The organism is Bacillus mycoides, from assembly GCF_001757995.1.
GTDB lineage: Bacteria > Bacillota > Bacilli > Bacillales > Bacillaceae_G > Bacillus_A > Bacillus_A mycoides_B.
Map to the genome: position 1 here is coordinate 165710 of NZ_LXLV01000025.1, position 23818 is coordinate 189527.

Genomic DNA, 23818 nt, shown 5'->3' on the forward strand with positions numbered 1-23818 from the left:
AAAGAAGGTGATGATTATAAAGACGAATTTGATTGAAGTGGGGAAATACATGAACATTAGAGGGAAAAAGCTATACGTTGAAACACATGGAAATCCTAAAAATAAACCAGTATTATATTTGCACGGTGGACCAGGAGAGAGTTGCTATGATTTTTCATTTCATCAAGCGGAACGATTAAAAAATTCCTTATATGTAATTATGATAGATCAAAGAGGGGTTTGTCGTTCAGAAGTAATTACCGAAGAAGAACCTTTTGGACTAAATGATCTAATTGAAGACTGTGAGGAACTAAGAAAAGTATTAAGAATTGAGAAATGGTCTGTAATTGGACATTCTTTCGGTGGATATTTAGCATTGTTATATGCAAGGGCGTATCCAAATTCAATAGAAAGAATAATATTTGAAGGACCGACTTTCGATTTTGCATTAACAAGTAGGGCGCTATTAAAAAAGACAGGGAGTTTATTAAAAAAGTATGGAAAAGAAGTAGCAGCAGAAGAGTGCCTAGCTTATTCATCTAGTAGTGCTAATTCGGAAGAGTTGCTAGAATCATATATAAGGTTAAGTGATGAATTAGATGAAAAAAGAATGGAAATTTACAATTATAAGGAAGATGAGACAGACGATAGCTTATATAGTGACGAAGAGTGGGAACAATTTTCGAATCGTTCCAAAATCCATTTTGATAGATTAAAAGCAGAAGGGGCATGTCATACGTCATTATTATCAAAAATAAAGGAAGTAAACAATCCAATGTTATTAATTGTAGGGAAATATGATGTAGTAACGTGTGAAAAGCAAATTGGAACGTTTAATCGAGATGCTCAAAATGGTAAGTGCATCATATTTGAAGAAAGTGGTCATACGCCACATTATGAAGAAGCAGATCGATTCGCTGAAACAGTCATTCATTTTTTGAAATAAAAAAAGAAAGGGTGCTTCTAATAATGAGAAGCACCCTTTTTAAATTTCGGGATAAGTGATTGTAATGTTAGCCCATTTGCTTTGCCAATTCTTTTTATTAACTCTATTTTTGTACATATGTATCCGTTCTTTCGTTTCAAGAAAATGAGGCGTAGGTTTCACTTGTAATGAAAGTACATCTTCTATTCCGCACGGGGATGTTAATATGACATTGTTTTTCTCGTCTAATGTAACACCAAGGGCGGTTGCTGTTTCAGGAAATTTAGAAATAGCATCAACAGAAGAAGAGTAAGGTGGCATTTTGTTCACTACATGCATGCGAGCTTGATTTTTTACTGACCAAGGGATAGTAGTATCCATATTGGTCAGTTTTTTCTCTAACGATTGTTCGTATGCCTCATCTTTATGTAATGGATCATAATAAATGACATCAACATCGGGTGTATCCGTTCTAATTTCGTAGTTATGTAAAGTATCCCAAATTTTAGAACGAACAAAACCGGCGCAAATCCACCAATCAGGCAGCTCTAGTGATCTTGCAATTTGCAATACATTCATCATCCACTGATCGTTTTGTATCACTTGGATAATATCTTGTTCTGTTTTAATAGTCATTTGATAGTACACCTACTTTTTTTAGAGAGTGAATTAATTCATAAGCTTAATAATCCATGTAATCCAGTAAGCACCTGGTATGAATAATAGTTGCGCTAATAATGTACCGAGAAGTCTAGAAATCATGAGCCAACCATACATCTTACTCATTGCTTCAGCACCTTCTTCTGATTGAAGAGCCCGTTCTGTTAAAAGAGCGATACGTGGATCTAGTAAAACTGTTAATAAAATAGTAGCAAAACCATTAACAAGACCAGAAGCTGTAGTAGCCTTTGTTGCATAAGTCGGATTTAAAAAAGAAGCATATAGTGCGGAAAGAACACCAGCTGTATAAATGGCAGTGGCAAACATATTAATAAGCATAATTCGCTTCGGAATTCCGCCAATACGCATTCGATGAATCATCTCAAACTTTGGAAAGCGTACATATTTTTTTGTGTACTTTAATTTTTGAATGTTATTCGTCTTCATCATTCGAATGAAAGAACCATCTGTTTCAAAGTTTTGAATGACATATCCAAATAGCTTTGTCAAAGTTGGATAGAGTATAATCGCGAGCAATGTACCGACAGAAGCAGATAATAGAACGAGCCGTATAATATGCTCTAAATCAATAGAAGAATCTAGCTTTGCTTCATCGACAATACCACCAATTAAAAAAGCTTGTAGTAAGTTAGATGTTCTTGAAATAAGTAGTACCATTCCTACGATGGATAAGGCAACGACAATCTTTTTTAAACGGACACCAGCTAATCGAATACTATAAGAGCTAGTTTCAACTGCGTGGATAACAATTGTGAAAGCCATTATAAAAATTAACGTAATTGACATGTGATTCACCAGTTTCTATTAAATTAAGTATAACTTTTTCACTTTATCATATCTTTTGTGATTTTGTAACTGAAAGTATAAGGGTTAGAAAAAGTAATTTTCTGAAAAGTTAGATGGTGATAGTATAGTAAAGGGGTAAGTAGGAGAATGGCCTTAATGGGGTACATATAAAATCAGTGGGGGAATTAAATATGTATACAACATTTCTATTTGATTTAGATGGAACATTAACTGATCCGAAAGAAGGGATAATCAATGCTGTTCTATACGTGTTAGAAAAAATGGGGATTGAAGAAGTGAATATAAGTGAGTTAGATTCATTTATCGGTCCACCAATTCAACAATCTTTTGCAGATAGATATAATATGAATGAAATAGAAGTAGAACGAGCGGTGTTTTACTTTCGGGAATATTTAAAGCAAAGTGGTTTATTAGAGAATAAAGTATACGATGGAATTGGAGCCCTATTGCAAGAATTAAAGGATGCTGGCAATCGTTTGTTTGTAGCAACTTCAAAACCTACTGTATTTGCGAAACAAGTAATAGAGCACTTTCAGTTAACATCTTTTTTTGAAGAGATTGTTGGGAGTAATTTAGATGGGACAAGAATAAAAAAGGAAGAAATAATTGCTCATATTTTACAAACAAATGAAGAACTTCAAAAAGAAGAAATTGTGATGATTGGTGATAGAAAGCATGACGTAATCGGTGCGAGCAGTAACGGAATTGCTTCAATAGGTGTATTGTATGGATATGGTAATGAGAATGAATTGAGTGATGCTAGGGCGATTCATATAGTGAAAGATGTCGAAGAGTTACAAAGCTTTTGTATAGAGAATAGTACGATAAAACTATAGAAATAGAACCTAGAAATCCCTTTATAACATATGACGATGAAATCGTTTTTGTTTAAAGGGATTTTACATATGTAATCGAATATTTATAATTAGACATTTTTAGCATGAAAAATTTGTAATAAAAAGAGGAGGAATGTCATGAAATAAAAGGGTTCGAAATACGAGTAAAAGTTCGTTATCAAAAGATTGAATTTTCAGTTTAAAAGGAGGGTTATTATTGGAGCTAGTTATTATTTTATTAGCACTTAGTTTACTCATGTTTGTAGCATATAAAGGATTTTCTGTAATATTATTCGCACCGATTTTTGCATTATTTGCGGTATTTTTGACAGAGCCTAGTTTTGTATTACCTTTCTTTTCAAATATTTTTATGGAGAAAATGGTAGGATTTATTAAATTATATTTCCCTGTGTTTTTACTTGGAGCAATATTTGGGAAAGTAGTAGAAATGTCAGGAATCGCTGATTCCATCGCAAAGACGATTGTAGAGTTAGTTGGGGAAAAACGTACAATTTTAGCAATCGTTTTAATGGGAGCTATTTTAACGTATAGCGGTGTTAGTGTGTATGTAGTGGTGTTCGCTATATTTCCGTTTGCGGCTAAGTTGTTTCGACAAGCGGATATTCCGAAGCGTTTAATCCCTGGCACAATCGTTCTTGGAGCAGCAACATTTACAATGGATGCGCTTCCTGGATCGCCACAAATTCAAAACGTAATACCTACAACATTTTTTAAAACGGATATTTATGCAGCACCGATACTAGGTATTTTAGGAGCAATCTTTGTTTTAACGTTAGGTTTACTATATTTAGAGAGTAGACGTAAGAAGGCAAAAGCAGCAGGAGAAGGGTATTTTGGGTTTAACGATGGAAATTCTGAAATGGCAGCATCTTTGCAATTAGAACAAAAAGATATGCCAATATTAAGCAGTATTGAAATTACAAGAGTACAGCAAGTAATTGCGTTTGTACCACTTATTTTAGTAGGTGTAATGAATAAAGTTTTCACAATCATGATACCAAAGTGGTATCCGAATGGCTTTGATTTCTCAGCTATTGGTATGAAAGCATTTGGAAAAGTTGAATTAAGTGCGGTAGTTGGGATTTGGTCTGTAGAATTGGCACTTATTATAGGGATTTTATCAACGCTTTTATTATATTGGAAACGAGTAGTAACTGGATTTCAAGCTGGATTGAATACAAGTATTGGTGGAGCGCTACTTGCAACAATGAATACAGGTGCGGAGTTTGGATTTGGTGGTGTTATTGCGGCACTTCCAGGATTTGCAATTATGAGAGATAGCATCTCTGCAACTTTCACGAATCCATTAGTGAATGGGGCAGTAACGACGAATATTTTAGCTGGAATTACAGGGTCAGCATCAGGCGGAATGGGGATTGTTTTAAGTGCGATGGGAGATAAATTTATTGCAGCGGCCAATCAATATGATATTCCGTTAGAAGTTATGCACCGCATTGTATCAATGGCATCAGGCGGGATGGATACATTACCACATAATGGTGCAATTATTACTATTCTAACGGTAACAGGTTTAACACATAAACAGTCATATAAAGATATATTTGCTATTACAATTTTGAAAACGGTTGCTGTATTTGCGGTCATCGCGTTCTATACTTTAACAGGAATCTATTAATACTAGATACGAAAAGAAAAGATTTATCAGATTGATATTTTATATAATAAAATATTTATTGTAACTACTCAGTCACTCTATGAAAAAACGGCAGAAAAGTTTTTTAGTTGGTCGAGAGAGGACCTGGCTATGTATAGGAGCGGTCAGGGCGTTTTCCTGCCAAGCGCAAAGTTTTAAAACAAAGAAGATAGCAAGGTGTAGGTCCATTTTTATCTTCATGGCAGCAATCTATATGCTGAAAAATGAAAATAACTTTCTAGAGTTAATAAGGGGCTTATTTTAGCTGGAATAATACTCTTTATCAAACTTCTAAATGAAATGTATGGCTGAGTAGTTGCAAATATTTATTATGGATAGAAGGGGTGGAATACTTGCAAGAAGTTGCTGAGTTTCGTATGCCGAAGTCTGTATTATATGGGAGAAATTCGTTTGAAAAACTAGGGGATCAATCAAGAAAATTAGGGAAAAGGGCTTTTATTGTAAGTGATACAATTATGGAGAAGTTGGGTTATGTTGAAAGATGTGTGGATCACTTAAATGCGAAAGGGATTACTGTTATTACGTACAATGAAGTAAATACTGAGCCTACAAATTTACACGTATTAGAAGCGTTATCTATTTGTAAAGAAGGAAAATGCGATTTTATCATAGGTATTGGCGGAGGAAGTTGTATTGATGCTGCGAAAGCAGTAGCAGTGTTATATACAAATGGTGGAGAAATTGAAGATTACGTCCAAAAGGATATAGAAATAGAATACAATCCACTACCGCTAATCGCAATCCCAACAACTTCTGGTACTGGATCGGAAGTAACAAGTGTAGCAGTAATTACGAATAAAAAAACAGATGTGAAAATGATGATAAAACATCCAAGCTTTACCCCTCATGTTGCGATAATAGACCCGATTTTTACAAGTTCGGTACCATCTCATATTACTGCAGCAACGGGAGTAGATGCATTATGTCATGCAATTGAAGCTTATATTTCTAAAGTTTCACAACCTCTTACAGATGTTCTTGCTCTTTCAGCTATTGAAAGTATTATGAAATATTTACGTATCGCATATGAAGATGGAGATAATATGGAAGCAAGGGAAGCAATGATGATTGCTTCATTACAAGCGGGGATAGCTTTTTCAAATGCATCTGTTACATTAGTTCATGGTATGTCCCGTCCAGTGGGAGCAATATTCCATGTACCACATGGAATATCGAATGCAATACTATTACCTACAGTTTTAGAGTTTACAAAAATGAGTGCAGTAAAAAGGTTAGCGGAAGTAGGACGTAGCTTAAACAAAGATTTGTATTCCCATTCTGATGAAGAAGTAGCGAATTATACCATTGCTGAAATTAAGAAACTTTGTTTTGATCTTTGTATCCCTAATTTAAGAGAATACGGAATTGATGAAGTTGAATTTGAAAATGCGATTTCTAAAATGGCGAAAGATGCTATCGGAAGTGGGAGTCCAAGTAACAATCCACGAGTTCCATCTTATGATGAAATAAAAGAGCTCTATCGAAAATGCTTTGATTATAAATATGAGGTTACTACAAGAGGAGTTTTCTGAATATTCGTTAATTATTTCCGTGGAAATGAAAAGTAACTTTTAATATAAATGGTTATAAAACTATTAATTATATTTCAGTAGAACATTATTTATTGTGTATAAATTACAGTATGAATTACACGTTTTAAAATATTATTTTGAAGGAGAATATATGAAATTAATAGGTCTTATTGGCGGAATGAGCTGGGAGTCATCTACTGAGTATTACAAAATGATAAATGAAGAAGTAAAAATGAGATTGGGTGGATTACATTCAGCGAAATGTCTGCTTTACAGTGTTGACTTTGAAGAAATTGAGCGATATCAATCTGAAGGGGATTGGGATAAAGCGGGAGAAGTATTAGGAAATGCAGCTTCTTCTTTGGAGAAGGGTGGTGCTGCTTTTATAATAATTTGTACAAATACAATGCATAAAGTTATTAAGCATATAAAAAATAGAATCAGTATTCCAATATTACATATTGCTGATGCAACAGCGAAGGAAATAAAACAACAGGGGATTCAATCAGTTGGTCTACTTGGGACAAAATACACGATGGAAGAGGATTTCTATAAATTACGTATAGAAGAAAATGATATAAAAGTAATTGTACCAATAGAAGAAGATAGAGAGAGAATAAATAAAATAATATATAACGAATTATGTTTAGGAAAAATAAACCCACAATCAAGGAAGTATTTTGAAAATGTAATGGAAGATTTGGCGCAAAGAGGAGCAAAAGGCATAATATTAGGGTGTACGGAAATAGGACTATTAGTAAAACAGGAAGATTCAGTAGTTCCTTTATTTGATACAGCACACATACACGCGATTGAAGCTGTAAATATCGCCTTAGAATATAGAGTATAATTTTATTATGTAAACAACAATCGCGTATGTGTGGAAAACATTCAGAAAATATTTTATAATGTAAGTGGTTACATTCAAGGGGGAATACGGATGTTTTCAGTTCAACCAATCGCATTTGTACATAATGAAAGAATGGAAATAGTAGATGATGATTGGGGAGAAATAAGATCACTTATTACTTTAAGAGATTCGTTTACAGAGGAAAGTATACAAGGGATTGAAGATTTTTCTCATATTGAGGTTATTTTCTATTTTCATAAAGTAACAGATGAACAAATTCAGTATTCTGCTAGACACCCTAGAAATAATAGTAATTTTCCAAAGGTAGGAATTTTTGCACAGCGTGGAAAAAATCGTCCGAATCGACTAGGAGCGACAATTGTTAAAGTGATAAGAAGAGATGGAAAGACAATTGTTGTAGAAGGATTAGACGCAATCGATGGCACGCCTATTTTGGATATAAAGCCTGTTATGAAAGAATTTATACCGAGAGAAGAAATAAAACAGCCTGAATGGGCAACAGACATTATGAAACAGTATTGGAAGGGGAACGAAGTGAAATGAGAATTTATGAAGCAACAATTGCAGATTTAGATGGACTAGCATCTGTTTTTAATAACTATCGAGTATTTTATCGACAAGATTCCGACATTGAAGGAGCAAAAGCATTTTTACGAAATCGAATTGAGCGAAAAGAATCAGTCATTTTTGTAGCGGTGGAAGACGGGGAATATATTGGTTTCACACAATTATATCCATCATTCTCATCTATTTCGATGAAGGAATTATGGATATTAAATGACTTATTTGTACAAGCGAAGAAACGCGGGGCAGGAACGGGTAAAAAATTGTTAGAAGCTGCTAAAGCGTTCGCTTTAGAAAATGGTGCAAAAGGTTTAAAACTACAAACAGAAATTGATAATTTATCAGCACAGCGACTATATGCTGAAAATGGATATTTGAGAGATAATCGTTATTTCCATTATGAATTAACTTTTTGAAATATATATAGTTAAATGAGACGTTTTCAAAATGAAGACGTCTCATTTAATTTTTTTATTGATGATTTAAAATCCAATTTGTAGCGTCTTCAAAGTTTTCTGCAATGTAATTCGGCTCAATATGTGCCCATTTATCTCGGAAAGTATGTAAAGCGTCATATCCAGCACCAGTTCGAACTAATATTGTTGTTGCATTTACTTTTGCACCAGCAACAATATCAGTCCAGCGATCACCAATTACAGCACATTTTGTTAAATTAAGCTCATGTTTTTCCGCTGCTTGCAGGAGCATACCTGTGCTCGGTTTGCGGCATTCACATCCATCACCATGTTTATGAGGACATAGGTAAATATCATCAAAACCAAACTCTTTTAATTCTTGCACAAAATCATTCGCAGTTGCTTTTCCATCCGCGATACCTGGTTGATTCGTAAAAGAGAATAGTTTAATATTTTGAGCTTTTAACTTTTGTAAAGATTCCTTTGTAAAAGGAAACAATGTGAAAGCACCTGGATAATGTATTGTAGTATCACCGCCAATTGTTCCGTCACGATCAATGAAAATAGCTTCAATGTTTTTCATAGTTATAGTCCTTTCTTTGTACCAGTAGTTTAAAAATGTTTTATAAATCGATACCCATTCACTTCATAGCCCAATTTTTCATAGAAGGGGTGTGCTTCTTTTCGGTTCATTCCACTAACAAGCCAAGTACCAATACAGTTATGCTCTTTTGCTAATTGTTCTGCATAATCCATTAACACTTGTCCAATACCTTTTCGACGTATTGTAGAATCAACACTAATAATTGAAATCTCTCCATAACGAGTTACATCTTCTAAATTTTCACGTATACGAAATCCTAGTAATCCAAAAATAGTATTATCTTCCTCATATACATATAAAAAATCAAAAGGGCTCATTTTTACGAATTGTAAACGATTCTTCATATCGTCATTAGAGATAGAGGATCCTTTTAATTCTTTTGTAAGAGAACAAAGTGAATCTATATCATCTATAGTCGCTTCACGAATTTGAACTGACATATGATCAACCCCATTTACTTTAAAATCTTCAAACATTAAATGTTCTGTTAAAGTATGTATTTTCCTGCTACCGAAACAAATATTTTAGAAATGATATAATACTATATTAAGAGGGATATGTTATCATTTCCCTTGATTGTAATGTAAATGGAAAGAAGGTAAGTATTATGCTAGAGGTGAATATCCGCTCAGCCGGATATGAAATTGGTGAAAAGACAGTTCATGATATTGTATTTGCAATTGAAAAAGGAGAGTTAGTGGCTCTTATTGGTGCAAATGGCGCAGGAAAGAGTACGACAATTAAATCGATACTCGGTTTGCTTGTCAATATGGATGGTGAAATTTCGTTTGGTGAAAAGAAAAATCCATATGCCTATGTACCGGAGCATCCCACTTATTATGATTATTTAACTTTATGGGAGCATATTGAATTGTTAATGGCTGCCCGTGGAAATAAAGTAGGAAATTGGGAGGATAAAGCAAGGGAATTATTACATACGTTTCGAATGGAAAAACATATACACGAATACATATCAAAGTTTTCAAAAGGTATGAAACAAAAATCGATGCTTATATTAGCATTTTTAACAGAGCCAGATTTTTATATTATTGATGAGCCTTTTATTGGTTTAGATCCAGTAGCTACGAAAGAATTCTTGAACTACTTATATAAAGAAAAAGAGCGAGGAGCCGGAATTTTACTTTGTACGCACGTACTGGATACAGCTGAAAGAATTTGTGAAAGATTTTTACTCATTTCGCAAGGTACGTTAGTAACAGATGGACATTTAGAGGCGATACAATCGTTAGCAAAAATGCCAGGAAGTACACTTTTAGATTGTTTCGATGCAATTGTAAGGCGGGAACAGCATGATTAAACAACAGTTTAATAAGAGGTTACGTCATGAGTTGCAAAGAAAATGGAAGGCGATTCGTTCTGTAACAGATTGGACAGTAGCATTATATATTGTTATTCCCGCACTTATATTTATTGTAATGTATTATCGTTCATTATGGGGAAAAGAACTATCAATGGAAGAGACCGTTTATTTTGGATTAGGTTTACTTGCATTTTACTTTGTTACATTTTCAAGAGGAGTTCGCTCATTTTTTGAGCAAGCAGATAGCTTATTTTTAATTTCATATCCAAATCATATGCAACAATTAATGAAGCTGGGCATGATGTATACGTTTATTCGGATTGCAATAACGAACGTATATATAGTATTCATTATGTTACCTATATTGATGAAAAGTATGGGAGCGACAATTATACAAATCGTACTGTTTTGGATTTTCTTTACTGTTTTTCGATTTATGCTATCGTTGTTGACGAGATTCATAAATGTACGTGTGGGGAAACGATGGGTTTTATTGATTATAAAAGATGTTATATTTTCTTTAAGTTTAGTCTATTTTGGAATCAGTGTATTTTTCATTTTTAAAAATCCATTGTATTTCATATTATTTACCGGCCTAGTAGCTGTACTTACTGTAGTCTTAGTAAAAGAAAAGATGAATTATAAAAATTTGTTTTTTAAAGAAGTTGAGAAAGAAAAAGAAGAAAGTATGCGCTGGACTGTAGGGATTATGCAAGTTGGTGGTCATGCTGTGAAGCCGAGTAGTTCGAATAAAAAACCGTGGATGTTCCCTCGTTCTAAAAATATATTAGGAAAAAAATCTGATTCGCGTATTGTAGAATCTTTTTTGAAAGAATTTTTGCGTACAAGTAGTGCTTTAATGTTTTATGTTCAAATTGTATGTATAAGTACTGTAAGTATTATCGTGACTCCGCAGTGGATAACAGCTATTATTCTTGTATTTGCTATAGTTGCTATTTCTCGCTATGCGCGTGATTATTGGAATGAATTTACGAAGAAAATGTTTCTACATTTATATTGTGACGAAGGAGAATTACTATTATTAAGATGGAAGGCGGATCGTTATTTGCTCCTTCCAGTCGTATTTATGTACGGAACAGTCATCCTCTCACAGTTTTATTTATTGCCAGCAGTAATTATTGGAGTTATTTTTATAGTATTCATTGGTTGGATTGTATTTTCGCCATAGAAAAAGAGCCGGAAATGGCCCTTTTTCTAGTCTGTAACACACTGATAAATAAAATATACTAAAACGAGTATGCTTGCGGCGGAGTATATGACATCTAAAGTCATCTGATCGCCTCCTCATTGTTGTTGTATTTATAGTGTATGAAATCTTACAATTTCATATTCAAGTGAAAAACATGTGAACGTTAACAAATTTGTAAAGTGCAAAAATTACAATCATTTTGTATAATAGAAGAAACAACCGTTATATAAAATATAATGAGTGAAAGGGGAGGGAACATAAATGCCAAATTGGTTTAGAAAAACCTTAGTCGCATTAATTACCGTATTTACATTTGGTTTAGTGACGCCTCCTTCCATATTGCTTGATAATGCCAAAGCTGCGGACAAGCCTACGAGCACAGCTGGGCAACAAAATTTGGAGAGTACGTCCTATACATATGAAGAAACGAATGATAGGTTAACCACCGATACTTTTGTTAACTATGCGATGCAAGAAGCAGAGAAGCAATCTATGCAAAAATTTGGCTCTAAAATTGGGCCTGTAATTGAAGATGAATTTAAAGATGTTGTATTACCTAAAATTGAAGAGGCAATTGCGGAACTTGCAAATGATGTGCCAGAAGAATCGTTACAATCATTAGCGATTTCTCAAAGACCAGCTGGCGGAAATAATGAAAAGATTTTTCATGTTTATGACACGAAATCAGGAAATGACTTACTGCGATTTCATGTGAGGAGAGATCATCCACCGCAAGATGGATATTATTTTAATTTCCACTATCATCGTTTTGATGATGGATATTCAGGACACCATGAGTTAGGAAATATTTATTGGAATACCAATGTACCGCCGAAATGGCTTTCTTAAAAAGAACAAGAGAATATCTTGTTCTTTTTTTGTTGATAAAAGGGTAAGACAACTATGTTGTTGAATACCATATGTTTAAGAAAAAGAAGAAAAGGGAGTATGGGGATGCAAAAATATATTGTTTTTGACTTTGATGGCACATTAGTAGATTCACAAAATATATTTGTACCGATCTATAATCAAATTGCTGAAAAGCATGGTTATAAAACAGTAAGGGAAGAAGGAATTGAGCATTTACGTAAATTAACGATGCCAGAGAGATGTAAACGACTCGATGTACCACTGTATAAACTACCGATATTAGCGTTAGAGTTTTATAAATTATATCAACCCGCTATAAAAGATCTCGTTTTGTTCAATGGGATGAAGGATGTATTAGATGAATTACATAAAAAAGGCTACGGGATTGCCGTCATATCATCGAACTCAGAAGAGCATATTCGGGCGTTTTTACACAATAATGGTATCGAAAATATTCAAGAAGTGTATTGTTCAAAAAATTTGTTCGGTAAAGATAAAATGCTAAAAAGATTTATAAAATCGAAAAAAATAACAGAGCAAGATATGTTATATGTCGGTGATGAACAGCGAGACGTAGCAGCGTGTAAAAAGGCTGGTGTGAACGTAATTTGGGTATCTTGGGGATATGATGTCATTGAAACAGTAGAAAAAGATGCACCAGATTATATGGTTAATACGCCTATGGAAATTGTACAAGTCGTACAGGGGGCACATTCTTAATATGAATACACATCGAGTTGGTATTCATCATATCGAATTTTGGGTAGCGAATTTAGAGGAATCCATTTCTTTTTACGATACATTGTTTTCAATAATTGGATGGAGAAAGTTAAATGAAGTAGCATATAGTACGGGGGAAAGTGAAATGTATTTTAAAGAAGTAGATGAGGAAATTGTAAGGACTTTAGGGCCATGACATATTTGTTATCAAGCTATTCATAGAGAAGTAGTTGATGAGGTTACAGAGTTTCTTGCTAGTACGAAAGTTATACGTGGCTCAATTGAAATGAATCAATATTCAGACGGTTACTATACAATCGATTTTTATGATCCGAATGGATTTATTGTAGAAGTTGCGTATACACCGAATGCAGAAATGTAAGGGGAATAGACATGAAGACAATTACGGCATGGAAAAACAATATACAAATAGTAAAAGATGCAGCAAATATTGAAGAAATCTCTAAAGGTTTCTCTCCTGATAAAAAATATATCATTACGACTACTGAAGATGAAATGTATTTGTTACGGACAGGCGATATAAAAGAGTATGAAAGAAAGAAAATAGAGTTTCAAATTTTAAATGGAATGCAAAAATGCAGTGTGCAAGCACAAAAACCAATTGAAATGGGTTTGTTGGCAGAAGAAGGTTTATGCTATAGCATTTTTTCATATTTAGAAGGGGAAGATGCAAAGAAGCTATTGCCTACGTATTCACCAACAGAACAATATGAGATTGGTATAGAGGCAGGAAAAGATTTAGCAAAAATGCATACATATGAAGCTCCTAATGATATACTTCCATGGTATGAAAGAGCCATGAAAAAACATCGAAAATATTTAGAGGCATACAAAACATGCGGAATAAAAATAAAAAATGATGATAAAATTATTAAGTTTATAGATGAAAATGAAATGTATGTACAAAATCGCCCAAATCGATTTCAGCACGATGATTTTCATTTAGAAAATATAATTGTACGGGATGGGAAATATGTAGGTGTTGTTGATTTTAACGGCTATGATTGGGGCGATCCACTTCATGATTTCGTAAAAATTGCACTATTTGCCAGAGATATTAGTATCCCGTATTCTATCGGACAAATTACGGGATATTATAATGGGAAAATACCGGAGGAGTTTTGGAGATTATATGCGGTATACGTTGGCATGACAGTTTTCTCGTCAGTTGTCTGGTGTTTACGAGCAGCACCGCATATGTTAGATGATACGTTAGAACGTCTTACTATAGTTTTAGAGGATCATAAAGACTTTGAGTTATCAAAGCCAATCTGGTTTGATAGTGAAATGATGAATAGAAAATAAGGATAGCAGGTGGGAAATCTCACACCTGCTATTTGTAAATAACTCATGAGACGGTCTCTTTACATACTATATATGTAGTTTTTTTATGAAGGAATGAAAACATTGACGTCTACTTTATAATATAAAAAGGGGGTGGACTATTGAAAATCAGGCAAGGCAAATATGAAGAAATAAAATTACGCGATAGAATTCCAGGAATGGTTGAATATATAGAGGACACAATGTTACCTACTGGTTTTCACTATTATATTCCTCCTCACTGGCATAGAAGTATTGAAATTAGCCTAGTCGTATATGGAGAAGTTTTCTTATATGTGAATGGGCAAAAAAAGAAAGTATCCGCTGGCGAATTTATTTTTGTAAATAGTGGCGATGTTCATGAATTCGAAAAAGTTGAAAATACAAGTTGTGCAGTAATGATGTTAATTATTTCTTATGAATTTCTTAAAGAGGTAAATGAAGATTTTGATAAATATAGATTCAATATAAAGGAATCAGTTGTTCAGAAAACTAACCTCCAGCAAATATTTTATGAATTAAAGGAGTTAGTCACAAATTCTGATGATTTGAGTTACATAAAAATTAATAGTTTAATTTATGAAATTGTTTATATTTTATTGCGATATTGCAAAGATGGAGAGAGTATAGACAATAATTATCAACTTGGAAATAAACAGAAAGAAATGATTACGTATATTTATAAAAATTATGATGAAGAACTTAAACTGAAAGATGTAGCTAAACATTTTTTTGTAAGTGAAGAACATTTTTCACGTATGTTCAAAAAATCATTCGGATCAAATTTCACCACCTTTTTAACGAGATACAGGCTCTATAAAGCGTATGAAGATATTATTAGAAGTACAAATTCTATACAAGATATAGCGCTGAAACATGGATTTCCAACTGTGAAATCATTTATTTCACAGTTTAAAGACAAATATGGTTATACACCATTACAGTATAGGAAAAATATCACATCAAAAAATGACAATAATCGAATCAAATATGAACAACAATAAAAATACGTTCCATGGTACATTTTGTACATGGAACGTATTTTTATTTAGTAAACGGGAAGTTATATAATCCCGAATAATGAAAGCGCTTGAATTTAGAGGGGAGAAATATTAGATGACTAGAAAATATGACATAGACTTATTAGAAAAAATTCAAGAAAAACAAGAAACTATCAATGTGCAGGGGGCAAAAGTCTTAGTAAAAAACATACCGGATTGCGATGAAAAAGGAGCGATGGATCCACGCCTTTATAAGGATACGAAGGTTCAAATGAAAGTAATGAGGTTTATGCCTAAAAATATGATGAAAATGGATGCTTCTGAAAAATCGGTAAAGAATATGCGAAAACAATTTAATGGAATTAAAAGTGTTCCAATTGTCACTAAAGACATAAATATTACGCATAAAACAGTGAAAGCGGAAGATGGATATGATATTCCTATAAGAATTTATAACAGTAGTACTAAACGAGAGAATGCACCAATTTTATACTTTATTCATGGTGGCGGATTCATGGCAGGATCACCAGATGTAGTAGAAGAACTTGTGAAATTGATAGTGGAAAAAACAGATATACTAGCTGTTTCTGTGGATTATCGATTAGCTCCAGAAAATCCTTTTCCAACTGGGCATACAGATTGTTACACTACTTTAAAGTGGATTTATGAGAATGCTGGCACATTAGGCGGTGATAAGAATAATATCTTTGTGGCAGGTGATAGTGCAGGAGGGAACTTAACACAGTATTGTACAACTAAAGATATGGAAGATGGTAGGAAGTACGTGAAGGGACAGTTGCTACTGTATCCTACAATTAATATGTGCGATTATGAAGATGAGTTTTATTCTTGGAGTATAGATAAATATGAAATTGCTCCAAAGTATAAAAAAGGATTAGAAAAAATGCTTAATATTATGCATTCAATGGTTGGAGGTATGTCAGAAGTACTTGGTACGAAAGAAATTAATTCTAAGTATTTAAGTCCATATGTTGATGTATCCCCAGACTATCCAAGTACATTTATTACGGTAGGAGAGCATGATTTTTTAATGATAGAATGCTTAGCTTATGCAGCTAAATTAACTAACAAAGGAGTTGATACCGAAACAGTCCTTTATCGAGGTTTAGGGCACGCTTATGGAGATAACGTAGGTGTTTATCCTCAAAGTGAAGATTTAGCAATTGAAATGGGGAATTTTATATTAAAGCATAGTGGAAAGTAGGGAGAATGGTGAAAAATAGAAAAGTGATATTAATTGCTAGCTTTGCTATTTTACTATGTATCTTTGCATTTACAGACTTACAAATATCCAATAGTTTATATGAACCAACCAATAAGGTTGCTCTTTTTTTACAAGCTATAGGAGAAATTCCAGCGATGCTTATTGCCCTATTTTCTAGTGTGTATTTATTTAAAACTAGAAAGAATCAAGGTTCAAGAGGATATTTTCTATCTGGAATTGGCTATGGAGTAATCATTCTTTTATTCGCTTTTATAGCTGCATTTATGCTAGTACATTATTTAACCATTTCAAAATTCTTAATTCCAATTTTTATGCTTTGCTTTATTGTAGCTTGTTATATGATTTCTAAATCGTGGAGTAAATACGATGATGCAAGATTGAGAGACATTGCATTAATTGGATTATTAAGTGTAGTTATTGTATTAATTACATTCAATCTAATAAAATTAGGATGGGGTAGAGAACGTTATCGTCATATGATTTCTATTGGATCGTTTGAAGGATTTTCAAAATGGTTTATACCGCAAGGAATCGCCAAAAGTGATGAGTTTATGTCGTTCCCTTCAGGCCATAGTGCTAATGCAGCACTAGTCATTTGGTTTAGTTTATTACCGGAATATTTTGCTTCACTAAAAAGAAAAAAAATAGGTGTTTGGATTCTCATTCTTTTATGGATGATAGTAGTACCAATGAGTCGTATTATGGTAGGAGCTCATTTTGCTTCAGATGTTACAGTTGGAGTCGCTATTTCAGTAACTGTGTTTATATGTTTGGAAAAATTTATTTGGAGGGATAAGAAAAATAAGCGTACCAATAGCTCTAATGTTCTCCCATATTCAGTAAATCGATAATAAAAAAGTTATTTCCTTGAGATTATATAACAATTAATGGATAGCTTTTTCATTAAGTTGTTTTTGATTAATAAGTTAGTATTTGGGCTATCCTTAATTCATTCATTCAATTGAATAATAGAATTATTGGTTTATGGATGGATTTCTAATTCCAAAATAATAGAGGGAAGCGCAATCTTCCCTCTATTAAATTAACTATTTAATTTTCGTAAATGTAAGAGGTTGAGTACTTAACATTGCAGGTACATGTAATTGAAGAGCCGGGAATTCACCATTTACATTCATATCATAAGTGAATAAAAGACCCATTTTCATTTGGAACAAACTAATTGATGCTGAGAAGATGTCGTAATGATGGTGCTGTAGTTTAATTTCCGTATCCATGAATTGTACATGTAAGGAATCATCTTGTTTGTATATTTTCAGTGTTCCATAAGCAGGGTGCTCAAAAGTTCCAGCGTAGTCATCTAATGTATGAGAAGGGATAGTCCCATTTATTGCTTCAGGAAGTGATTCATTTGCCTCTTTCATCATTTCTTTCATTTTTTCACTATCTTCTACAGCACGTTCATGCCAGTCGATATATTCTAGTCCGAGAAGTTCGTCGTAAATATGCTTTGTAATATAAGTAGGAAGTAAAGTTTGTCCAGAATTTGTTAGCACGATTATACCGATATTTTCGTTTGGCATAAATGACGCAAGTGCAGAAAATCCATCAATATTACCACCGTGATGAATAAGTTTATAACCGCGGTAAGCACTAATAAACCAACCTAGTCCGTAGCTATTTAATGGTGAATCACTCGTTGATAACATTGGCTGATCTGGGATTGGAGTATGCGGTGTATACATTTCTTGGAGTAGTTCAGTAGAAATTAAATCATGATTTTCTGTTTTTCCTGCGTTTAAATGAAGAAGTACCCAATTTGCCATATCTTCAATAGTAGAGTTAATACATCCAGCAGCTCCAACCGTATCGATATTTCGGAGTGGAATTGCTTTTATTTCACCATTTTCTTCAGCGTAAGGTAATGCATAATCATCTGTATTTTGTGAGTCTGTAACAGAGAAGTTTGTATGCCTCATATTTAAAGGTTCTAAAATATGATCTGTAACGTATTGCTCCCACGTTTGATTCGTAATGTTTTCCACAATATAACTAATTGTTGCATACATTAAGTTGTTGTATAAAAATGCTGTGCGGAACGGTGCATCAAGTGATAAATGTTTTATTTTGTCTACGATATCTTTTCGAGATAAGGAAGAGCTGTACCAAAGAGCATCGTGACGACTTACCCCAGTACGATGAGAAGCTAAATCTCGTCCTGTAACTTGCGAGTTAGCGAGCATATCGGATAAAGAGAAGTTAGGTACGTAAGTTTGGACAGGAGTATCCCAATTAAACTTTTTTTGCTGTGCTAATAAGCTTAATGAAAGTGTACCGAATGCTTTCGTCGCAGAACCGATTGCGAATCGTGTCTGCGGAGTAACAGCCTCTTTTTTCTCTATGCTACGATAACCGAAACCTTCAGACATAATGACCTCACCATCTTTTATAACAGCTATAGCAGCGCCAGGAACGTGTAAATCCTTCATCATCTTCTCAACCTTATGTTGTAACGTACTTAAAACAGGAGTTTTGATTTTAGACATGCTTCCAACCTCCAAATATAATTTTTATGTTCCGCACTATACTTTCTGTAATAGAAAAGTGAAAACCTTTTTATATATTGAAAGTTAATAATTTTGTAAGAAATAGTGAAAGAATTTTTATTAATTTGGATTATTAAATTCGCTGTTTTTCATGTTATGATAAATCTCATATAAGATTGAAAGAAGGTTTTCCTACATATGAAACATGCTGAATATGAATACTTAAATTTATGCCGTCATGTAATGGAGCACGGTACGAAGAAAGAAGATCGTACGGGGACAGGTACTGTATCTGTATTTGGATACCAAATGCGTTTCGATCTAAGTAAAGGGTTTCCTTTATTAACGACAAAGAGAGTCCCATTTCGCCTAGTAGCAAGTGAACTGCTTTGGTTTATGAAAGGTGATACAAATATTCGTTATTTATTGCAACATAATAATAATATTTGGAATGAATGGGCGTTTAAGAGCTGGGTAGAAAGTGACGAATATAATGGTCCTGATATGACAGATTTCGGTCTTCGCTCACAACAAGATGAGGAATTTAAGCAGCAATACGATGAGCAAATGGAATTGTTTAAAAAGAATGTTTTAGAAGATGATGATTTTTCAAATAAATATGGTTATTTAGGAGACGTATACGGAAAGCAGTGGCGTGCTTGGAAAACGACAGCTGGTGAAACACTTGATCAACTAAAAGATGTAATTGACATGATTAAAAAAACGCCAGATTCACGTCGCCTAATCGTTTCTGCTTGGAATCCTGAAGATGTACCAAGTATGGCATTACCGCCTTGTCATACGCTATTCCAGTTTTATGTAGCGGACGGAAAACTTTCTTGTCAGCTATATCAAAGAAGTGGAGATATATTCCTTGGAATTCCATTTAACATTGCAAGTTACTCATTGCTAACACATTTAATTGCACACGAATGTGGTCTTGAAGTAGGAGAGTTTGTTCATACAATTGGAGATGCACACATTTATACAAATCATTTTGAACAAGTAGAAAAACAATTGGCACGTGAGCCACGTTCGTTCCCGAAACTTACATTAAATCCAGATGTGAAATCTGTGTTCGATTTTGAGATGGAAGATTTAACGATTGAAGGATATGATCCACACCCAGCGATTAAAGCACCGGTTGCAGTGTAATTGTAGAGGAGATGACAAGATGATTGTTTCATTTATGGTCGCAATGGACGAAAATAGAGTAATTGGTAAAGATAATAAATTACCGTGGCATTTGCCAAGTGAATTACAGTATGTGAAGAAAACAACGATGGGTCACCCGCTTATTATGGGAAGAAAGAACTATGAAGCGATCGGTAGACCACTCCCAGGAAGACGTAATATTATTGTAACGCGTAACGGTGATTATCATGTAGAAGGTTGCGAAGTTGCTCATTCTGTGGAAGAAGTGTTTGCGCTGTGCAAAGATGAAGAAGAAATCTTTATTTTTGGAGGAGCGCAAATTTATGATTTATTCTTACCTTATGTGGAGAAATTGTATATAACAAAAATCCATCATGCATTTGAAGGAGATACATTCTTCCCAGAAATGGATATGACAAATTGGAAAGAGATTTTTGTAGAAAAAGGTTTAACGGATGAAAAAAATCCGTATACGTACTATTACCATGTATATGAGAAGCAACAATAATAAAAAAGATTGATGTGAGAATTCGCATCAATCTTTTTATTTGTATTCACTAATATAAGTTTATAGATGAGATTCGATAGTGCTATAATGATAGGTAGCATGTGAAAAATGCTAAAATTTTCAAAAGTACTAATATAGAAAGAGGAGGAGAATCGGTTGAGAAAAATATGGGGGATTCTTTTTCTTTGCTTAACATTCATGTTAGTTGGGTGCGGTAAAGAAGAAAAACCAAAAGAAGCGTTTGATACATATGTAAAAGCATGGAATAAACAAAAATTTGCAGATATGTATGATCAATTATCAGAAAATGCAAAAAAAGATATTTCAAAGAAAGAGTTTACTGAGAAATATGAAAAGATTTATTCTGGTATCGAAGTGAAAGACTTAAAGGTAGAAACAGGGGAAGTAAAAGAAGATAAAAAAGATGAAGGCCCTGTTCCTTTTAAGGTAAGTATGGATACAGTTGGTGGTAAAATCACTTTTGGCCATGAAGCAAAAATGGTGAAAGAAAAAGACGGAGATAAAGAATCATGGAAAATAGATTGGACTCCTGATTTTATTTTCCCGGGTATGACAAAGGATAGTAAAGTGCGTATGCAGACAACACAGCCAAAACGTGGTGAAGTATACGATCGTAATGGAAAAGGTCTTGCGACGAATGGTAAAGCTTCTGAAATCGGAATGATTCCAGAACAATTAGGAGATGCTGCTCCACAAACGAAAGAAACTGTAGCGAAGTTGTTAAATGTGTCTGTAGAAGAAATTGATCAAAAACTAGCTGCTAAATGGGTAAAACCAGGGTATCTCGTACCAATTGGAATTTTACCTGATGGGGCAACGCAAAATACGTACATTGATTTACCAGGTGTTGCAACAAAACCTGTAAATGTTCGTACATATCCGTTAGGAGAAGCGGCAGCACATTTAACTGGTTATATCGGAAAGGTAAATGCTGAAGATTTAAAAACGCTTCAAAAGAAAGGGTATCAAGCTGATGATCCAGTGGGTAAAGCTGGTTTAGAGCAAATATTAGAAGAAAAGCTACGTGGTAAAAAAGGTGGCCGTGTCTTCATGGAAGATGCACAAGGAAAAGAAATTAAAAATTTAGCGAAAACAGATGCTGTTGATGGAGAGAATGTAACTTTAACTATCGATAGTGTTGTACAAGAAAAAATTTATAATGAAATGAAAGGAGAAGCTGGATCAAGTGCAGCAATCAATCCGAAAAGTGGAGAAACAATTGCTCTTGTAAGTAGTCCAGCTTATAATCCTAATTTAATTGCACGAGGAACATCAAAAGCACAACGCGAGGCTTGGAATAATGACCCGAAAAAACCGATGACGAATCGATTTACACAATTATCGGTTCCGGGTTCTGTATTTAAGCCAATTACAGGTGCAATTGGTCTTGAAACAAAAATGATTGATCCAAAAGAAGAATTGAAAATTGAAGGATTGAAATGGACGAAAGATTCTTCTTGGGGTAATTATTATGTAACACGTGTAAAAGATGCAAATCCGATTGATTTTGATAAGGCGATGAAATACTCGGATAATATTTACTTCGCACAAGAAGCTTTGAAAATAGGTAAAGATAAATTTATGACTGAAGCGAAAAAATTCGGATTCGATGAGAAATTACCAATCGAATACGGATTCCCTGCTTCTAAAATTGCAAATGACGGCATTAAAAATGATATTCAAATGGCAGATACAGGATACGGACAAGGAGAAGTCTTAATGACTCCTCTTCATTTAGCCTTAACGTATGCACCAATTGTAAATGATGGAACGATTCCGTCACCGTACATCATTAAAACAGATAAACAACCAAAAGCTTGGAAAGAAAATGTGATTTCTAAAGGGAATCAGGATATATTAAAAACAGCATTAACGAAAGTAATTAACGATCCGGATGGTACTGGAAAAATTGCTAAAATTGATGGTATGACTCTTGCTGGTAAAACAGGAACAGCAGAATTAAAAGCATCAAAAGAGGCAGAAGGAAAAGAACTAGGTTGGTTTGCTGCGTTTGATTTAAATTCACCTGATATGGTCATTACAATGATGATTGAAGATGTAAAAGGTAGAGGTGGAAGTAATATTCCGGCTGAAAAAGTGAAACATGTTTTTCAAAAGTAATGATTAATAAAAACTATCTCCATGAAATATGGAGGTAGTTTTTTTATTGGTAAAAATCCTAATGCTTATATACAAAAAAATAAACAATATAATTCTTATTAACTTACGAAAAAAAAGCAACTATTTTTATTGACATCGCGTATGACTTTTTGTATCATACTTACATAAGGTAAGTTATTTACTTTCAAATTATAAATCTTGAATTAAAGATAAAATGCAAAAGGGAGAGAATACAATGACAAAAGTACTATTTATTACAGCAAACCCAAATTCAGCAGAAGGTTCTTTCGGAATGGCAGTAGGAGAAGCTTTCATCGAAGCTTATAAAAACGAGCATCCACAAGACGAAGTTGTAACAGTTGATTTATTCAATACTACTGTACCAGCAATTGATGCAGATGTATTTGGTGCTTGGGGTAAATTTGCAGCAGGTGAAGGCTTTGAAACTTTAACAGAAGTTCAACAACAAAAAGTTGCAGCAATGAACACAAACCTAGAAACATTTATGCATGCAGATCGTTATGTATTCGTAACTCCAATGTGGAACTTTAGCTATCCACCAGTAGTGAAAGCATACTTAGATAACGTAGCAATCGCAGGTAAAACATTCAAATATACTGAAAATGGTCCAGTTGGCTTATTAGAAGGCAAAAAAGCACTTCACATTCAAGCTACAGGTGGCGTTTATTCTGAAGGAGCATATGCATCTGTGGACTTCGGTCGCAATCACTTGAAAACAGTATTAGGATTCATCGGTGTAAATGATACTGAATATATTGCAGTTGAGGGAATGAATGCAAACCCTGAAAAAGCACAAGAAATTAAAGAAGCAGCAATTGCTAATGCACGTGAATTAGCAAAACGTTTCTAATATAGAATACTTTAA

24 protein-coding genes and 1 pseudogene are annotated in these 23818 nt (G+C 33.8%); 20 read left to right on the forward strand and 5 right to left on the reverse strand.

Annotated features, from left to right (window positions below; translation table 11 throughout):
* Positions 1-10 precede the first annotated feature (10 nt).
* On the forward strand, positions 11-925 hold the full coding sequence (locus BWGOE10_RS10600) for an alpha/beta fold hydrolase (protein ID WP_070142359.1): 915 nt from the start codon (positions 11-13) through the stop codon (positions 923-925).
* A gap of 39 nt (positions 926-964) precedes the next feature.
* Here the strand turns inward: BWGOE10_RS10600 and BWGOE10_RS10605 are convergent, their stop codons facing one another.
* Together BWGOE10_RS10605 and BWGOE10_RS10610 are read right to left on the reverse strand one after the other, a co-directional pair.
* On the reverse strand, positions 965-1540 hold the full coding sequence (locus BWGOE10_RS10605; RefSeq protein ID WP_070142361.1) for a nucleotidyltransferase family protein: 576 nt from the start codon (positions 1538-1540) through the stop codon (positions 965-967).
* 33 nt (positions 1541-1573) lie between these two features.
* Positions 1574-2371: a lipid II flippase family protein gene (locus BWGOE10_RS10610; RefSeq protein WP_002189473.1), complete on the reverse strand. Its 798-nt coding sequence runs from the start codon at positions 2369-2371 to the stop codon at positions 1574-1576.
* A 191-nt stretch (positions 2372-2562) separates the two neighbouring features.
* Between BWGOE10_RS10610 and BWGOE10_RS10615 the strand changes: the two genes are divergently transcribed.
* The 6 genes from BWGOE10_RS10615 to BWGOE10_RS10640 all read left to right on the forward strand — a co-directional run bounded on the left by BWGOE10_RS10615 (position 2563) and on the right by BWGOE10_RS10640 (position 8307).
* Positions 2563-3228, forward strand: a complete 666-nt coding sequence (locus tag BWGOE10_RS10615) for an HAD family hydrolase (RefSeq protein ID WP_070142363.1) — start codon at positions 2563-2565, stop codon at positions 3226-3228.
* Positions 3229-3445: 217 nt separating this feature from the next.
* Positions 3446-4885, forward strand: coding sequence for a GntP family permease (locus BWGOE10_RS10620; protein WP_070142365.1), 1440 nt, complete (start codon positions 3446-3448; stop codon positions 4883-4885).
* A gap of 371 nt (positions 4886-5256) precedes the next feature.
* The gene (locus BWGOE10_RS10625; protein WP_070142367.1) at positions 5257-6456 is read left to right on the forward strand and encodes an iron-containing alcohol dehydrogenase; all 1200 of its coding nucleotides are present in this window, start codon (positions 5257-5259) and stop codon (positions 6454-6456) included.
* Positions 6457-6607: 151 nt separating this feature from the next.
* Positions 6608-7306 (forward strand): aspartate/glutamate racemase family protein, encoded by a 699-nt coding sequence (locus BWGOE10_RS10630; protein WP_070142369.1) that lies wholly within the window; start codon positions 6608-6610, stop codon positions 7304-7306.
* Between the two features lie 90 nt (positions 7307-7396).
* Positions 7397-7870 carry an SAM-dependent methyltransferase gene (locus BWGOE10_RS10635; protein ID WP_070142370.1) on the forward strand — a complete coding sequence of 158 codons (474 nt, stop codon included), beginning with the start codon at positions 7397-7399 and terminating at the stop codon, positions 7868-7870.
* Complete coding sequence (locus BWGOE10_RS10640; protein ID WP_060750294.1) at positions 7867-8307, forward strand: GNAT family N-acetyltransferase; 441 nt, start codon at positions 7867-7869, stop codon at positions 8305-8307. Before BWGOE10_RS10635 ends, BWGOE10_RS10640 begins: the two co-directional genes overlap by 4 nt.
* A 55-nt stretch (positions 8308-8362) precedes the next feature.
* Here BWGOE10_RS10640 and BWGOE10_RS10645 read toward each other — a convergent pair whose 3' ends face one another.
* Complete coding sequence (locus BWGOE10_RS10645; RefSeq protein WP_070142372.1) at positions 8363-8890, reverse strand: HAD-IIIA family hydrolase; 528 nt, start codon at positions 8888-8890, stop codon at positions 8363-8365.
* Between the two features lie 29 nt (positions 8891-8919).
* Positions 8920-9351 (reverse strand): GNAT family N-acetyltransferase, encoded by a 432-nt coding sequence (locus BWGOE10_RS10650; RefSeq protein ID WP_070142432.1) that lies wholly within the window; start codon positions 9349-9351, stop codon positions 8920-8922.
* Positions 9352-9518: 167 nt separating this feature from the next.
* Between BWGOE10_RS10650 and BWGOE10_RS10655 the strand changes: the two genes are divergently transcribed.
* From BWGOE10_RS10655 to BWGOE10_RS10695, 9 genes and pseudogenes are all read left to right on the forward strand, one after another.
* On the forward strand, positions 9519-10229 hold the full coding sequence (locus BWGOE10_RS10655; RefSeq protein WP_070142374.1) for an ABC transporter ATP-binding protein: 711 nt from the start codon (positions 9519-9521) through the stop codon (positions 10227-10229).
* The gene (locus tag BWGOE10_RS10660) at positions 10222-11421 is read left to right on the forward strand and encodes an ABC transporter permease (RefSeq protein WP_070142376.1); all 1200 of its coding nucleotides are present in this window, start codon (positions 10222-10224) and stop codon (positions 11419-11421) included. Before BWGOE10_RS10655 ends, BWGOE10_RS10660 begins: the two co-directional genes overlap by 8 nt.
* Positions 11422-11703: 282 nt before the next feature.
* Complete coding sequence (locus tag BWGOE10_RS10665; protein WP_002031682.1) at positions 11704-12291, forward strand: YpjP family protein; 588 nt, start codon at positions 11704-11706, stop codon at positions 12289-12291.
* A 105-nt stretch (positions 12292-12396) separates the two neighbouring features.
* The gene (locus tag BWGOE10_RS10670) at positions 12397-13032 is read left to right on the forward strand and encodes an HAD family hydrolase (protein ID WP_070142378.1); all 636 of its coding nucleotides are present in this window, start codon (positions 12397-12399) and stop codon (positions 13030-13032) included.
* A 1-nt stretch (position 13033) separates the two neighbouring features.
* Positions 13034-13414: pseudogene (locus BWGOE10_RS10675) on the forward strand (VOC family protein).
* A gap of 11 nt (positions 13415-13425) precedes the next feature.
* Positions 13426-14358, forward strand: a complete 933-nt coding sequence (locus BWGOE10_RS10680; protein ID WP_070142380.1) for an aminoglycoside phosphotransferase family protein — start codon at positions 13426-13428, stop codon at positions 14356-14358.
* Between the two features lie 140 nt (positions 14359-14498).
* A complete protein-coding gene (locus BWGOE10_RS10685) occupies positions 14499-15380 on the forward strand; it encodes an AraC family transcriptional regulator (RefSeq protein ID WP_070142382.1) in 882 nt (293 codons plus the stop codon).
* A gap of 112 nt (positions 15381-15492) precedes the next feature.
* Positions 15493-16602 (forward strand): alpha/beta hydrolase, encoded by a 1110-nt coding sequence (locus BWGOE10_RS10690; RefSeq protein ID WP_070142384.1) that lies wholly within the window; start codon positions 15493-15495, stop codon positions 16600-16602.
* An 8-nt stretch (positions 16603-16610) separates the two neighbouring features.
* Complete coding sequence (locus tag BWGOE10_RS10695; RefSeq protein ID WP_070142434.1) at positions 16611-17474, forward strand: phosphatase PAP2 family protein; 864 nt, start codon at positions 16611-16613, stop codon at positions 17472-17474.
* Between the two features lie 195 nt (positions 17475-17669).
* On the opposite strand, the gene BWGOE10_RS10700 is transcribed toward BWGOE10_RS10695, so the two are convergent.
* A complete protein-coding gene (locus BWGOE10_RS10700; RefSeq protein ID WP_070142386.1) occupies positions 17670-19127 on the reverse strand; it encodes a serine hydrolase in 1458 nt (485 codons plus the stop codon).
* 198 nt (positions 19128-19325) lie between these two features.
* Between BWGOE10_RS10700 and BWGOE10_RS10705 the strand changes: the two genes are divergently transcribed.
* The 4 genes from BWGOE10_RS10705 to BWGOE10_RS10720 all read left to right on the forward strand — a co-directional run bounded on the left by BWGOE10_RS10705 (position 19326) and on the right by BWGOE10_RS10720 (position 23803).
* Entirely contained in the window at positions 19326-20282 is a 957-nt protein-coding gene (locus BWGOE10_RS10705) for a thymidylate synthase (RefSeq protein WP_070142387.1), read from the forward strand.
* Positions 20283-20301: 19 nt separating this feature from the next.
* The gene (locus BWGOE10_RS10710; protein ID WP_070142388.1) at positions 20302-20790 is read left to right on the forward strand and encodes a dihydrofolate reductase; all 489 of its coding nucleotides are present in this window, start codon (positions 20302-20304) and stop codon (positions 20788-20790) included.
* Positions 20791-20946: 156 nt separating this feature from the next.
* Entirely contained in the window at positions 20947-22932 is a 1986-nt protein-coding gene (gene pbpC / locus BWGOE10_RS10715) for a penicillin-binding protein 3 (RefSeq protein WP_070142389.1), read from the forward strand.
* Between the two features lie 235 nt (positions 22933-23167).
* Positions 23168-23803 (forward strand): FMN-dependent NADH-azoreductase, encoded by a 636-nt coding sequence (locus tag BWGOE10_RS10720; RefSeq protein WP_070142390.1) that lies wholly within the window; start codon positions 23168-23170, stop codon positions 23801-23803.
* The last annotated feature ends 15 nt before the right edge of the window (positions 23804-23818 follow it).